This window comes from Mycobacterium sp. NGS63, from assembly GCF_059812295.1.
Window position 1 is genome coordinate 303,737 of sequence record NZ_JCALCJ010000004.1, and the last position, 14,203, is coordinate 317,939.

General features: G+C 62.3%; 12 protein-coding genes and 1 tRNA gene. 12 read left to right on the plus strand and 1 reads right to left on the minus strand.

Annotated features, from left to right (window positions below; all coding sequences use genetic code 11):
• The first annotated feature begins 19 nt into the window (after positions 1-19).
• The 12 genes from pgm to AC5Y4Z_RS12085 all read left to right on the plus strand — a co-directional run bounded on the left by pgm (position 20) and on the right by AC5Y4Z_RS12085 (position 12,593).
• Positions 20-1,648 carry a phosphoglucomutase (alpha-D-glucose-1,6-bisphosphate-dependent) gene (gene pgm, locus AC5Y4Z_RS12030; protein ID WP_499963932.1) on the plus strand — a complete coding sequence of 543 codons (1,629 nt, stop codon included), beginning with the start codon at positions 20-22 and terminating at the stop codon, positions 1,646-1,648.
• Positions 1,645-2,922, plus strand: a complete 1,278-nt coding sequence (locus AC5Y4Z_RS12035) for an MFS transporter (protein WP_499963934.1) — start codon at positions 1,645-1,647, stop codon at positions 2,920-2,922. Before pgm ends, AC5Y4Z_RS12035 begins: the two co-directional genes overlap by 4 nt.
• Positions 2,923-2,962: 40 nt before the next feature.
• Positions 2,963-3,035, plus strand: a tRNA-Ala gene (locus AC5Y4Z_RS12040).
• Between the two features lie 785 nt (positions 3,036-3,820).
• Entirely contained in the window at positions 3,821-4,372 is a 552-nt protein-coding gene (locus AC5Y4Z_RS12045; protein ID WP_499963936.1) for a hypothetical protein, read from the plus strand.
• 203 nt (positions 4,373-4,575) lie between these two features.
• A complete protein-coding gene (locus AC5Y4Z_RS12050) occupies positions 4,576-5,469 on the plus strand; it encodes a GIY-YIG nuclease family protein (protein WP_499963938.1) in 894 nt (297 codons plus the stop codon).
• 62 nt (positions 5,470-5,531) lie between these two features.
• A complete protein-coding gene (locus AC5Y4Z_RS12055) occupies positions 5,532-6,626 on the plus strand; it encodes a DUF262 domain-containing protein (protein WP_499963940.1) in 1,095 nt (364 codons plus the stop codon).
• 7 nt (positions 6,627-6,633) lie between these two features.
• On the plus strand, positions 6,634-7,326 hold the full coding sequence (locus AC5Y4Z_RS12060) for an MAE_28990/MAE_18760 family HEPN-like nuclease (protein ID WP_499963942.1): 693 nt from the start codon (positions 6,634-6,636) through the stop codon (positions 7,324-7,326).
• Between the two features lie 128 nt (positions 7,327-7,454).
• On the plus strand, positions 7,455-9,128 hold the full coding sequence (locus tag AC5Y4Z_RS12065) for an N-6 DNA methylase (RefSeq protein ID WP_499964786.1): 1,674 nt from the start codon (positions 7,455-7,457) through the stop codon (positions 9,126-9,128).
• On the plus strand, positions 9,112-9,855 hold the full coding sequence (locus tag AC5Y4Z_RS12070; RefSeq protein ID WP_499963944.1) for a hypothetical protein: 744 nt from the start codon (positions 9,112-9,114) through the stop codon (positions 9,853-9,855). The genes AC5Y4Z_RS12065 and AC5Y4Z_RS12070 overlap by 17 nt, the downstream gene beginning before the upstream one ends.
• 10 nt (positions 9,856-9,865) lie before the next feature.
• On the plus strand, positions 9,866-10,345 hold the full coding sequence (locus AC5Y4Z_RS12075) for a hypothetical protein (protein WP_499963946.1): 480 nt from the start codon (positions 9,866-9,868) through the stop codon (positions 10,343-10,345).
• Positions 10,342-10,968 carry a uracil-DNA glycosylase family protein gene (locus tag AC5Y4Z_RS12080; protein ID WP_499963948.1) on the plus strand — a complete coding sequence of 209 codons (627 nt, stop codon included), beginning with the start codon at positions 10,342-10,344 and terminating at the stop codon, positions 10,966-10,968. Before AC5Y4Z_RS12075 ends, AC5Y4Z_RS12080 begins: the two co-directional genes overlap by 4 nt.
• Before the next feature lie 146 nt (positions 10,969-11,114).
• Positions 11,115-12,593, plus strand: a complete 1,479-nt coding sequence (locus tag AC5Y4Z_RS12085) for a nuclease-related domain-containing protein (RefSeq protein ID WP_499963950.1) — start codon at positions 11,115-11,117, stop codon at positions 12,591-12,593.
• A gap of 337 nt (positions 12,594-12,930) precedes the next feature.
• On the opposite strand, the gene AC5Y4Z_RS12090 is transcribed toward AC5Y4Z_RS12085, so the two are convergent.
• On the minus strand, positions 12,931-13,758 hold the full coding sequence (locus AC5Y4Z_RS12090; RefSeq protein ID WP_499963952.1) for a DUF1906 domain-containing protein: 828 nt from the start codon (positions 13,756-13,758) through the stop codon (positions 12,931-12,933).
• Positions 13,759-14,203 lie beyond the last annotated feature (445 nt).

Sequence of the window (14,203 nt, forward strand, 5' to 3'; positions counted from 1 at the left end):
ACGGGCAGAATTGGTAACCATGGCCCACCCGCGCGCCGGTCAGCCGGCCCAGCCCGAAGACCTTGTCGACCTGCCCCACCTCGTCACGTCCTATTACGCGATCGAACCCGACCCGGACGACGTCGCCCAGCAGGTCGTGTTCGGCACGTCGGGTCACCGCGGCTCGGCCCTCAACGGCGCATTCAACGAGGCCCACATCCTGGCCATCACGCAGGCCATCGTCGAGTACCGCGCCGCGCACGGCACCACCGGGCCGCTGTTCATCGGGCGTGACACCCACGGCCTTTCGGAGCCGGCCTGGGTGTCGGCGCTGGAGGTGCTGGCCGGCAACGAAGTGCTGGCCGTGGTCGACAGCCGCGACCGCTACACGCCGACGCCGGCGATCAGCCACGCCATCCTGGCGTACAACCGCGGCCGCACCGCGGCGCTGGCCGACGGGATCGTCGTCACGCCGTCGCACAACCCGCCGGCCGACGGCGGATTCAAGTACAACCCGCCCAACGGCGGCCCCGCGGACACCGACGCGACCAACGCAATCGCCAAGCGCGCCAACGAGATTCTGCGTGACGGCTCGGGAGTGAAGCGGGTGCCTTTCAGCCGCGCGCTCGCCGCCGCCCAGCGCTACGACTACCTGGGCGCCTACGTCGACGACCTGCCGAGCGTGGTCGACGTCGCCGCCATCCGCGAGGCCGGGGTGCGGATCGGCGCCGACCCGCTGGGCGGCGCCAGCGTCGACTACTGGGGCGAGATCGCCCAGCGCCATGGGCTGGACCTGACCGTGGTCAATCCGCTGGTCGACGCGACGTGGCGGTTCATGACGCTCGACCACGACGGCAAGATCCGGATGGACTGCAGCTCGCCGGACGCGATGGCTGGGCTGATCGGCAACCGGGCGCGCTACCAGATCGCCACCGGCAACGACGCCGATTCCGACCGCCACGGCATCGTCACCCCCGACGAGGGGCTGCTCAACCCGAATCACTACCTGGCGGTGGCCATCGACTACCTCTACACCCACCGCCCGTCGTGGCCGGGCGGCATCGCGGTGGGCAAGACGGCGGTCAGCTCGTCGATCATCGACCGGGTGGTCGCCGGCATCGGCCGCACGCTCGTCGAGGTGCCGGTCGGGTTCAAGTGGTTCGTCGACGGCCTGCTCGGCGGCACGATCGGCTTCGGCGGCGAGGAGTCGGCCGGGGCGTCGTTCCTGCGGCGCGACGGATCGGTGTGGACCACCGACAAGGACGGAATCATCCTGGCGCTCTTGGCTTCTGAGATCCTGGCCGTCACCGGTTCGAGCCCCTCGCAACGCTACCGCGAGCTGACCGACGAGTACGGCGCCCCGTGCTACGCGCGCGTCGACGCGCCCGCCGACCGCGAGCAGAAGGCCCGGCTGTCCAGGCTGTCGCCCGACGAGGTCAGCGCCACGGAGCTGGCGGGGGAGCCGATCACCGCGAAGCTGACCGCCGCGCCCGGCAACGGCGCGCCGCTGGGCGGGCTGAAGGTGACGACCGCCAACGCGTGGTTCGCCGCGCGGCCGTCGGGCACTGAGGACGTCTACAAGATTTATGCGGAATCTTTCAACGGGCCCGAGCATTTAGCGGAGGTGCAAGAAAGTGCGCGCGAGGTGGTTTCTAAAGTCATCGGGTGACCCTTTCCCTCCGCCTTGCCCGCCCGGGGGCGCGCGCGTCGCGTTCGACCCGGCTGCCGCGCGAAGTTTGGATCCTTAGCTGGGCAAATATCATGGTCGCGCTGGGCTACGGTGTCATTTCTCCGGCGCTGCCATCCTTCGCCCGCAGTTTCGGGGTCAGCATCAAGGCGGTGACATTCTTGGTCACCGTCTTTTCGTTGAGCAGGCTGTGTTTCGCGCCGATCAGCGGCCAGCTGGTGCAGAAGCTGGGAGAGCGGCGCATTTACATCGGCGGCATGCTGATCGTCGCGATCGCCACCGCCGCATGCGCGTTTTCCCAGGCTTATTGGCAATTGCTCCTCTACCGCGTCATCAGCGGAATCGGCTCGACGATGTTCTACGTGTCGGCCTTGGGATTGATGATCCATATCAGCCCGCCCGACGCGCGCGGACGCGTCGCGGGTCTATTCACCACGTCGTTCATGATTGGCGCGGTCGCCGGGCCGGCCGTCGGCGCGTTGGCGGCGGGTTGGGGGCTGACCGCCCCGTTCATCGTGTACGGCGTCGCGCTGCTGGGCGTGGCGGTGGTGCTGTTCTATAGCCTGCGCAATTCGACGCTGGCCGCACCGGGCCCGCCGACGCGGTCGACGGTGACGATGCGCGAAGCGCTGCGGTTCCGCGCCTATTGGTCGTCGTTGGGGGCCAACTTCGCGACCGGCTGGTCGGCATTCGGCCTTCGCGTCGCCCTGGTCCCGTTGTTCATCACCGACGTCATGGGCCGCGGCGTCGGCATCATCGGCGTCGCGCTCGCGGCTTTCGCCGGGGGCAACGCGGTGGCCATGATCCCCAGTGGCTACCTGTCCGATCGGATGGGGCGGCGCACGTTGATGATCGTGGGTCTGGCGCTGTCCGGTGTGGCGACCATCTTTCTGGGCGCCGCGTCGTCGTTGCATGCGTTCCTTGCGGCGGCGTTTGTCGTCGGCGCGGTGACGGGCATCTACATGTCGCCGATGCAGGCGGCGGTGGCCGACATCCTCGGCAGTGAGGCGCGCGCGGGCGCCCCGGTGGCCGCGGTGCAGATGATGTCCGACTTGGGCGCCATCGTCGGCTCGATGACGCTCGGTTGGGTGGCCGAGCGGCTGAGCTACGGCTGGGGCTTCACCATCAGCGGGGTGGTTCTGTTGATCGCCGCGGTCGGCTGGGTGGCGGCGCCGGAAACCCGGACGGTGCCCGAACCGCAGCCCGATCCGTTGCCGTCTCCGCATACGCTGAACCTGCCTGAGCAGCAGCTTTGAACCACGGTTACCCTTGGTGTAACTTCGATGGGCATCGCTTGGGGCTATGGCGCAGCTGGTAGCGCACCACACTGGCAGTGTGGGGGTCAGGGGTTCGAGTCCCCTTAGCTCCACCCAGAAATCCCCGTTCTGACCTCGGTCGGAGCGGGCGTTGTCGTTTGCGAGGGAGCGCCCGCGCAGGTCAAAGTGTCCTAAATCTATCGCTAACGAGAACACCGCCGACGCGGCGGTTAGACGGTCGTCAGTTGCGCGCCCGTAGACGGCCTGCGTCATCCGCTCGGTGTGGCCGTGCCAGGCGGCGACCACATCGGCGGCGATACCCGCCGCGCGCATCCGAGAGATATTGGAGTGCCGCAGCTTTCCGAGCGGGATCGCCTTGAGTCCCGCGGCGCTGCGCTGGGCGGCGAACTCACGGCTGTAGTCGCGCACCGGCAGCGGTGTGCCGTCGACTCGCGAGAGCAGCAGGTCCCCGTCAGCCAGCGGTCGGCCCCCGGCCAGGCGCTCGCGCAGATGGACCGCACGCATGGCTTTGAGCATCCCGAGTTCCCTTGGCGGCACCGGTAGATCGCGGGCGCTGCGCTCGGTCTTGGTCGGGACGATGGTGTCCTTGCCGTTCACGTCAACGCGCGCCCGTCGGATGCGCAGCGCGCCGGTTTCCAGGTCGAATTCGAGATAACGTGCCCAGCACCCGCCTGCCGAGGGCGTGGAGCGAAGTCGCGGAATACGACGAGCTGACGGCCAACTGGCAGCGGCTTGACCGCAATTCGCTGGATGAAACCGAGGAGTGGGCGGTTAATGATGTTTTCGATCTCTCATTCCAGAAGCCGTTGCTGCGTTTGACACGTCACTCGTTAAGCAGGGGGCATCTGTCTATCGGCAAGATGCACTTGAGTGCATCATGCGGGAGCCCTTTGGGGACATCCTCGACCAAGTCGAATGGTTCGAAAACGTCGGCACTATCGAGCTTTCTGCCAATGGCAGCCTGCTCATTGCCGAGTACGCTTGCCGCGCCAACCCTTCGCCGGTGCTCGAAAACGTCATGGCCAGCGAGGCTGAGACCCGAGAGCGTTGCAAGCGCGGCCGGGCTTGGGAAGGGCGTGATGGTTCCGACAAGCGAACCACCACGTCGGAGTGGGAGTTCGAATGGTACCGAACGCGCTTATGCCCGGTTCACGAACTACTCCGCCAGTGGTGCGGCCACCGATCGGTTACGTTCTACGAACGCCTCACCGCTGCAGAGGCCGAAGTCCGAAGACTTGACATCCTTCTCGCAAGGGTTATCGATACGGTAAGAGAGCACAACGCTTTCCACGCGGAAATCTTCGAGCGGCACCACGATGAGGAGCGTATCCGTCCCGAGAATATTCGCCCAGTCGTCGACCGCCCGCTCGCACCATGGGAGATGCCCGTGATTGAGATTCCTGGGCGTCGGCGTGGCCGCTGGTGGTAGCTCCCCGAACGGCCACCGGATCGGATCACCCCGATTTTCATCGCCGCTCGGCGGGCATGACCGACGTGCCACGCGGGCTTGGCCAAAAACTTGCGGACCGAAGTCTTACCGGCCGCTTGGGTGTGACGCCGCTGCGAGCCGCGGTTCCAGCAGCTTGTCGGGCTCTATAGTGAGGACCATCAGGCACGGGAGGCGATGCTCGGATGGCGCGGGCGCAGACGATCCAGATCTATCTGCCGTCGGGAAACCCATCCGGTATTCGCATCGCCAACCTAACGACGCGCACCGTTCGCATGTTCGAGGTCCCTCGGCCGCTGCTTCGCGAGTTTCTAGAACGGCAGGAGTCGAGGCAAGTCGGTTTGTATTTCCTGGTAGGTGCGGGTGAAACGGATCAGAGCCCAAAAGCATATATCGGCCAGTCAGGAAATGTCGGAAGCCGCATACAACAGCACACGGTATCTAAAGATTTTTGGAACAAAGCGATTGTAGCGGTCTCGCTAACCAACGAGTGGACATCAACCCATGTCGCCTATCTCGAGTGGCTGTCAGTCAGACGTGCTGCGGAAGCTGGCCGGTACGAATTGATCAACGGTAATCAGGCGATTAACCCATACACGCCCGAACCCCTCGAGGCAGATTGCAACGAATTCCTCGAAACGATCGGAGTCCTGGCAGCAACCTTGGGCACGCCGATACTGGAGCAGGTGCACCGCCGCGCTAATGACTCAAGCAGTGGACGCGCAGCGGATCAGGATGTCTTGTACTTCCGGGAAGCTGGCTGCAGCGCAACAGGATTACAGACTTCGGAGGGCATCTTGGTCCTTCGCGGTTCGACTGGCCGCAAAGATCTCCGCCCGTCCGCCCCCCGCTGGGTGAAGCGACTCAGAGAGGCCCTGCTCGAGCAAGGTGCGTACACCGTGGAAGAGGGGAAGATAGTCTTTCTTAAAGATCACCTCTTCAGTAGTCCGTCTGCCGCCGGTGCCCTCCTAGTCGGGGGTACAAACAACGGTTTAATCTCGTGGAAGAACGCCGAGGGGCAAGATCTGAAACAAATCGAAGCTATAGAGCTCAATGCCGCATCGCGACACGGCGATTGATCAGTATCAGACCGCGGCGCTATGACAATATTTCGAATTGAGCAATAGGCGAAAGGACGCAAATGGCGGATTACGATGAGGCAGACACCCCGAGTGACGAAGGTGACAGCGCGATACCCCTCGCGGAGAGGAAGCTTGTAACCCAATCGTACGACTTATCGGTATCGACGCTCATCGATCAGTGGAACGATAAAATACTTATCCTGCCTGATATTCAGCGCGAGTATGTTTGGTCTAACGCAAAGGCCAGTCGGCTTATCGAGTCACTTCTGCTTAACGTACCTATACCAGTCATATATCTTGCTGAGGCTCCCGAAGAACGCTACGAGGTGATCGATGGTCACCAACGGGTAGCTTCGATTGCACGATTTGTTGCGAACGAATTTAGACTATCTGGACTGCAGGTCATTTCCGACGCTGAACATCGAGGTAAGAGATTTCATCAACTACCTATGGCTCACCAACGCAGAATCAAAACTAGGGTGATACGAGCCATAATAATTACAGATGAATCTCATCCAACCATGAAATTCGAAGTATTCGAACGTCTCAATGCAGGGTCCGTAGCGTTGAATGCACAGGAGATCAGGAATAGTACCTATCGAGGCAAGTTCATGAACCGAGTGAAAACAGACTGGGTTATGAACCAAGACTTCCGAACTTGCATCAACACGAAGTCGCCGCGGGCCCGGATGGTTGATCATGAGCTGATAATACGAGTGCTTGCTTTACGGCAAGATTTGAGCTCCTATAGACCGCCGTTGCCAAGATTCTTGAATAATTACTGCAGGGCTGCCAATCAATTCACGGAGGAGCAACTGGACCACATTGGCGAGATTTTCGTGCGAGGAGCGAGAAATGTGCGCACCGTGTACGGAACTAACGCATTTAGACTTACCGATGCACGGGGCAAACTTATTGATCGAAATATCAACCGCGGTCTCGTCGAAGCCCAGATGCTAACGCTCTCGTACGCTAATGAGAAAGCCGTGGAAGAGTTGGCCCCCGCGCTTCGTCGAGAGTTCGGCGGACTGCACACCAATCCGGAGTTTTTGGATTTCATACAACGAGCAATTGTCGATCGATCTCGAACGATTGGCCGTATGAGCGAGTATAGAAGGGCCTGCGAAAAAGCCGGACTGCGTCTAACCGATTGAGTCAACAATGCCTTCAGACGCTCTTTCGCAGCTCGAACAAGGGCTTGATGAGGTGCGGCGACTTCGGGGTTACTCGAGACAACTCAGCTCAAGTATGAAAAGACACGATCGACTCCAATTTGTGATAACTGCTCGACGAGCTTGCGTCGTCTTGCTTTGCAGTCATTACGAGCGGTATATCTACGGTATCAACGAATCTCTTATTGATGTGTTGAACGAAATCGCCCCACAAGCCGATCGCTTGCCGATAAAAATGCTCCTTAGGCAAATCAAGACACCGCTGGAGACGCTCGCAACTAGAGAGTGGACTCAGCGCGAAATTCATTTGAAGCAACTCTTTGAAATTTACAGCTCGCATTGGCTACCGGGGCAAGGAGTTACGGGATTAGATGCTGAGGCCAACATTGCCTGGATGAAATCGCCCAAGGTGGAGGACATAATACGATTATTTCGAATGTTCGGGATCGATAATATTATCTCTGACGTAACGAGAACCGCCGCGGGGCGGCGGAATCTCACGCGAGAACTACAAGGGCTGGTCGACGCGCGGAACGGCATCGCTCACGGGGATCAAACGATCCAGCCCACTGGGCCCGAACTCACGAGATACCTCGACACTGTTGCAAGGTTTTGTGACCGAGCAGACAGGCGCGTCTCCCGCTCGCTGGCTAGGAGCCTGGACGTCGCGCCGCCCTGGTGACCCAGGGTTGGCGGACGTTGACTGGCGCGCCCAGTGTCGGCCAGTGGAAGAGCCGGAACAGCGGTTGATTGACCGAAACCGGTGTGGCCTCCAACGGGGTGTCACCAGCACCAGGCAAGATGCGGGGCATGACCCTAATGCCGTCGGCGGTTGACACGGCGGCCCTGCGCAAAGCACGCGGCGCCTTTTTCACCCCCGAGCTCGTGGCCCGCTACATCACCGAGTGGGCCGTTCGCAGTACGGCTGATCGCATCCTCGAACCATCTTGCGGGGAGGCCTCGTTCTTGCTCGCAGCGGTTGACCGGCTGGCCTCGCTCCGCAGTCCGGGCGACGGCGAGCAGTTCGCCGCCCTTGACGGTGTCGAGGTTCACGATGCCTCGGCACGCGCGGCGCGAAAGCTACTGCGGAACGCCGGACTGGATGCGCGGGTGATGGTTAGCGACTTCTTCTGCGTAGACCCCACCGGCTCGTATGACGTGGTGATCGGTAACCCTCCCTATATCCGCTATCAAGAGTTCTCCGGTATGGCCAGGGCGCGGTCACGCGAGGCGGCGCTGCGCGCGGGGGTGGGTCTGACGAACCTCGCGTCGAGCTGGGCAGCGTTCGCGGTGCACTCGGCGCTCTTCCTCAAGCCCGGCGGTCGCATGGGCCTGGTTTTGCCGGCCGAACTGTTGAGTGTGAACTACGCCGCCGATGTGCGCAGGTTCCTGCTGGCGTCTTTTGCCCGTGTCGATTTGGTGCTCTTCACCGAGCGGGTGTTCCCCGACGCGCAAGAGGAGGTGCTGTTGCTCCTGGCGGACGGCTACCTGGAGGGTCCGACCGACCACGCCTCGATCTATCAGGCGCGCAACGCCTCCGAATTGGCGACGATCGCCGCCGGGCGCACATGGACGCCGACGCGGCCAGAGGAGAAGTGGACGCCTTCGCTGCTGTCCGCCGACGCGCTTACCGCCTACACCGGCCTGCTGTCGAGCGGCGGCTTCACCGTCCTTGAGAGCTGGGGTGACACGACGCTGGGCATCGTCACAGGCAACAATAAGTACTTCGCGCTGTCGCCCGCCCGAGTGGTTGACCTGGGCCTCGAACGGACCGACGTCTTGCGGCTGTCTCCGCCGGGCAGTCGTCACTTGCGCGGGCTGGCGTTCGGCACCGCCGCGCTCAACGATCTTGGGCGGAACGGCTCTGCCACTTGGCTATTCCGCCCACCGGACGAGCCGTCCCCGGCGGCATGGGCCTACATCGCCGCCGGGGAGGCCGCTGGTGTCCACACCGCGTACAAGTGCCGCGTGCGCAAGCCATGGTGGCGCGTGCCGAATTTGGCTCCGGCCGATCTGTTGCTGACATACATGAACGCCGACACCCCTCGGCTGTCAACCAACATCGCCAGGGCCGCGCACCTTAACTCCGTGCACGGTGTCTATCTCGCGCCCAAGGTCCGAAAGCTCGGCAAGACTCTGTTGCCGCTGGCCTCGCTGACGTCGATGACGCTGGTCGGCGCTGAGACCGTCGGCAGGGCCTACGGCGGCGGGATGCTCAAGCTGGAGCCGCGCGAGGCCGACCGGCTGCCGGTTCCTCCGGCGGCAATGGTGGAGGCCGCAGCCGAGCGCCTGATGAACATCCGTCCTCAGGTGGCCGGATTGCTGCGCGGCGGGAAGCTCCTCGAAGCCTCGAGGCTTGTTGACGACGTGCTGCTGGTCGGCGAGCTGGGCATGGGCCGCGCCGAGGTCCGCGTGTTGCGCGATGCCCACGCAGAACTAACCGCCCGACGAGTCGCAAGAGGGCGCCGTGGCGCGGATCGATGACCTGCTCATCGGCGCGGTAAAGGCTGCCGGTCCGAAGCCGCCCGACGATGCTCCACAGGCGCAGAAGAACCCGTGGGGCAACAAGATTAGTAGCGCCCTGGCCCTGGCCATCGCGCAGGAGTTGAGGGCGCGTGGCATGGACACCGCGAGGCCCGGCGTACCCGGCGAAATCGGGCTGTCTGGCGCTGAGCGGCGTCTCGCGGGCGGACTCGGAGCTAAGAAGGTAGATGTCACCTGGGCCACTGAGGAATCCGGCCTGATGCTGGCCTGCTCGGTCAAGACGATCATGTTCCGCGATGGCGTCGGTGGGCACTTCCAGAAGAACCTCACCAACCGGCGCGGCGACCTGCTATTCGAGTCCACGACATTGCATCGCCGGTTCCCCTTCGCGGTCGTGGCCGGGTTCTTCTTCTTCGACATCGGCGCGGCCAGTGACCACACACCACGGCGCAACAGCACCTTTGAGAATGTCTTTCCCCGGTTCCGATTGTTCACCGGGCGAGCGGACCCGGCTGACCGCGACGAGCAATTCGAACGACTCTATGTGTTGCTGGTGGACTCCAACCCATTCGCGCCGTCCGTCATCTGCCACGAAGTGGACAGCCCAGAGGCGCCGGTGGCGCTCGGAGTGGTCTTCGATGACCTCATCGAACTGACCGCCGAGCGCAACTTCGACATGTACGAGACGACCGGCGACGGCAACATTAGGAAGGCCCGCAGCAAGTAGGATTTGGCGGGTGCTTCAAGAGGTTAAGTTGGGGACCCAGGCGATCGGCGCAGCTGGTGAGCTTCTGGTCCAGTATCAGCTCCTCAAGCTCGGTATCGACAGCGCCCGACTGACAACCGACTCCGGCATCGACTTGGTGATGTACGTGCCAGGCCACGAGTCGGCAGCGACGATTCAGGTCAAGGCGAATCTCGCTTCGAAGCCCGCCGGCGGCAAGGGCAAAGACCTGCTGAGTTGGCAATTTCCCGATAACTCGAAGGCGCAATGGCTCGCGTGCGTCGACGTATCGACCGACAGCGTGTGGCTGTTCCGCATGAAAGCCGCGCGCGATCTGGCCCAGCAGAAGCACACTAACGGCACACGGTTGCTCTACTTTTACACCGACGAGTCGATCGGGCCGAAGGCGTTGCGCCACAGCGACATGCTCGAGCACACTCTCGAAGCCGTCATCGCCGACCTGCTCGGCAGGCAGCCGAGGGAACTGCCGTGACGAACAAATCGCGGCAGCTCGCGAAAGCTCGCCTCGACCGCAGGATCAAGATTTGCCGCAAGTGTGTTAGCCCCGATCGCCTAAATGTGCCCGGCGTGACCGAATCAGCACCGGGGTTCGGGTCGCTGGACTCACCAGTAGCGATCGTCGGTGAGGCCCTGTGTCGCAAATGCATGGAGGCGCAGGAGCCTTTCGTCGGCGGTAGTGCGCGCATTCTCGAAGATGCGTTTACGCGAGCCGGAGTTGCCAAAGCACAGCTGTTCATTACCAACTCAATTCACTGCCACCCACCCGGCGACCGAGACCCTTACCGGCACGAAACCCAGAACTGCGCCGGTTTCTTGCGCGCCGAGCTGCGCGAGATCGTACAGCCGCGCCTGGTGATCGGTGTTGGTAAGTTCGCGAAGGCGGCAGTTCAGTTGATCTACGAACCCGAGGTCTGCCGCGAACTCAACTGGCCCTTTCGTGTTCCCCGCACCCGACTGTCCGACTCGCCGGGCACGACGTATCTTTTGTTTCCGAAGCACCCGTACTTCATGATGACCCGCCCTGCGCCGGAGCGAGAGCTGTACCTACGCCGGCTGGCTCGGGCGATCGAGTGGGGCTTCGCCGCCGCACCCTGACAACTGGTTCCCGGCGGCTGCTGGATCCGACCGAGAAATCCATCCCTGAGCTGACCGCCGTTGTAACTGTCGCAGCCGAATTCCAAGCGACGCTGGTGTTTCCACGCGAATTCCACAGTCGGCCATGTGTATGTAGCTTGGCGACTGTGCCAAACAATTATAGGGACAGCATCAGCGATCACGAATATGTCCAACGCGTCCGCAAGTACGCGCCGTCTTCGCTGATGCCGCTCCTGGCGGCGGCCGCCGCGCAGTACGCAGCGCCCGGATCTTGGCAAAAGAGCCCTTGGATGAAGTTCACGCCGTGGACCCTCGCAGACATTGCCCGTGTCAGCCTGGTCTCGGGCAACGAACACAGGTCACCTGCCACGACCGACGACTTGCTGCGTTGCTGCGCCGCCTACGCGGCAGTCAATGATCCAGAGCTGTCAGCCGACAATCCCAGTTCCCTAGCCGGATTCATGCTCCGGATCACCTCCGAGCAGCTCAGTTACGAGCAGAACCCTTTTCATCTCATGGCCCGCACCGCGGCGCTGTTCCAAGATACGAAGCCCGCAAACGCGCTGAAGGTGATACGACCGGGATGGGATGCGGATTTGCTCGGCTGCACACTGTCGCAATACGTAGGAACTGGGTTCTTGATCCACGCCGCCGCAACTAAGAGTCAGGGCCGCTTCTCGGCAGAGTGGTTCAACAAACCAGCATTCAAGTGGATCACCGATGTGCTCTCTCCTGAACTCCTGGCGCAAATCACAGACAAGAATTTTGTTGCCTCGACGGAATGGTTCAAATCCATGCGCGAACCGAAAATGTGGGGAGCCTACCGACGGTTCAGCTTCAATCCGCTGCTCGCCAAGCCAGTTGTAGCCGGTATCGAACGGGAACTATTGGTTCCGGTCCCAGCCCAACTCTTTCGCAAGATCAGCCCACTCGGCTTGTATTACTCAGGCGCTGCGAAGTGGGAAAACAGGTTCACCGAAGACGTCGGTGACCTATTTGAGCGGTACGTCGGCCGGCAGCTCGAGCAGATTCCCAACGCCAAGGTTTACTCGGAGATCGTGTACGACAAGGACAACAAGCGATCGGTTGATTGGATTGTCGTCTGCGAAGGTACCGTCATTTTGGTGGAGGTCAAATCGGTTCGCCCGACCGAAGCCATACGTCTTGGCAAGCCAAACGCTCAGGACGAGTTCAAGCGGATGCTTGGACGCGCGTTCAAGCAACTGAATACGACGGACGAACTGATAGCCAAGAAACACCCTCAGTTCGTTCATATCCCGGGAGAGCTGCCGCGCGTCGGCCTAATCGTCACTATGGAGCCCTTCAACCTCGCTAACGCGCAGGCGATCCTTGATTTTCAGGAGATCAAGCCGAACATGCCTGCGAATGTGTGCGCGAGCTTCGACCTAGAACTAATGGTCACCCTTCAGGACCAGGACGTTGGCGACTTCCTGATGGAGTTCCTCACGGATCCGTCGAAACCCGGATATCAAATCTCGACGGGCCTGAAAGATCACTCGCTTGGCAGAAACGCCGTGCTGTTTGACGCTTTGGCCGCATACGAGTGGGGACCACAACAAGGCTGGGGCTCCCTAGACCCGGCAGACAAGACACCCAAGCCGTAAGGGACGAGACGTGGCACAAGACTGGTCGGGCGCGGACCTATGAGCCAACGCGACAAAGGTCGGTGGAATGCAAAGTCTTCATACCGAAGCATATCTTCGGCCGCCCTCGCTCAAACACGTGTTCGGAGTGTCCTAGCGGTGTCCTAGCACACTCGATCACGGGCAAACACACGCTAGACAAATGGGCACGGAAAGCGCCTGCTGTCCTTGACGATTTGGCACGCGGTAGACCACGAATACGGGCCAGCACACCTCGTTTCACACTGGCAGTGTGGGGGTCAGGGGTTCGAGTCCCCTTAGCTCCACCCAGAAATGTGCAGCCCGCTGGCACCCGGGCTCACGGATGTAAATTCCACTGACCGCAATCATCGGCAAGGACGTCGTTGACGTCGACTTCGAGTCCGCCGACTACCGGGCCGGGATTCGACGCGGTACTCACCACCCGTTGGTAGAGAACCGCGGCGGGCTCGATCTGACCGCGGGACCAGGACCGGGTCTGCCACGCCCACCGGTGGCCGCGAGTGCGCGAACTTCCGATGACGCCGTCGGCGGCGGCCCACCGGCACACCTCGATACCGCCGTAGACGCCGGTGCGCTGCACTCCCAGTACCGAATTGATTCCACGAAACCACTTGAGCGCCAAATTGTTCCAGGTGTCGTGGTTGATGTCCTCGTCGACGCTGAAGAAGATGGGGGCACTCTGACCGCCGCCCGCCGCGGTGTGCAGCTTCCAGGCGGTGCGAGCATCGGCGACGCCGCCCTCGAACCCGCGCCTGAAATCCGATGGTGCTGTCCCGCCTGGCTTTCCGTATTGGTAATTGCTGACGATCATCAGCCCGGCAGCGGTCAGCTGCTCGGCGTAGGGCCGGGTGATCGGCTTGGCTCCCATGGACGAGCCGGGACGCGACAGCGACACGTAATTGATGACCCCGGAGTAGCCGGCAGCTCGAATGGCCTCGGCCGGAACTTGGCGCATGGCGAAGTCGATCAGTTTTGGCGTGGCGGCAGCCACCGTAGGGACGGCAGCCGCCGGGGGAACGGCGATACTTGCCGATGCCGCAAACAACCCCGGCAGCGCAGACATAACGATGGCACCGCGCAATACGTCGCGCCGGGGAATGGCGCGTGAGCGCTGGAGGCACACATCGACCGACAATTCCTGCATCGCGTGATGCTAAATATCTGACTTTCACCAACAGAAGTGGCGGGCGGCAGTCGATATCAAATCGGTCTTCGGGGTTCACCGGCCCGAGTCAATGGGCGGGCCAGCAAAGCTGGATGCCTCCGACCGCCACGTCTGCCACCAGCGCGTTCACGTCGATAAGGCAATATTGGGCTGATGACACCTCCCCAAGGGCCGCCGCGCGGCGATTCGCCGGAGTGGAATCGCCCGTCCCAGCCGCCCGGTCCGGGTAGGGGGCCGGTACCCCCACGACCCCAACCGACGCCTCCGTCGGATTCTCCGACCCGGCAGATTCCTCAGGCCGGTCGGCCGTACCCACCGCCGCCGGCGCCGAACCGACCACAGCCGCCCGGTCGGCCGCCAAATCCGCCGCCGTATCAGCCAAGTCGGCCGGAGCCCCCGCGGCAGGGCCAGTCCGGCCCGCCGC

Coding starts and splice junctions, on each gene's coding strand:
- AC5Y4Z_RS12090 (WP_499963952.1), bottom strand. CDS start 13,758: ATGCAGGAATTGTCGGTCGATGTGTGCCTCCAGCGCTCACGCGCCATT.
- AC5Y4Z_RS12055 (WP_499963940.1), top strand. CDS start 5,532: ATGGCGGATTACGATGAGGCAGACACCCCGAGTGACGAAGGTGACAGC.
- AC5Y4Z_RS12065 (WP_499964786.1), top strand. CDS start 7,455: ATGACCCTAATGCCGTCGGCGGTTGACACGGCGGCCCTGCGCAAAGCA.
- AC5Y4Z_RS12045 (WP_499963936.1), top strand. CDS start 3,821: ATGCGGGAGCCCTTTGGGGACATCCTCGACCAAGTCGAATGGTTCGAA.
- pgm (WP_499963932.1), top strand. CDS start 20: ATGGCCCACCCGCGCGCCGGTCAGCCGGCCCAGCCCGAAGACCTTGTC.
- AC5Y4Z_RS12050 (WP_499963938.1), top strand. CDS start 4,576: ATGGCGCGGGCGCAGACGATCCAGATCTATCTGCCGTCGGGAAACCCA.
- AC5Y4Z_RS12060 (WP_499963942.1), top strand. CDS start 6,634: ATGCCTTCAGACGCTCTTTCGCAGCTCGAACAAGGGCTTGATGAGGTG.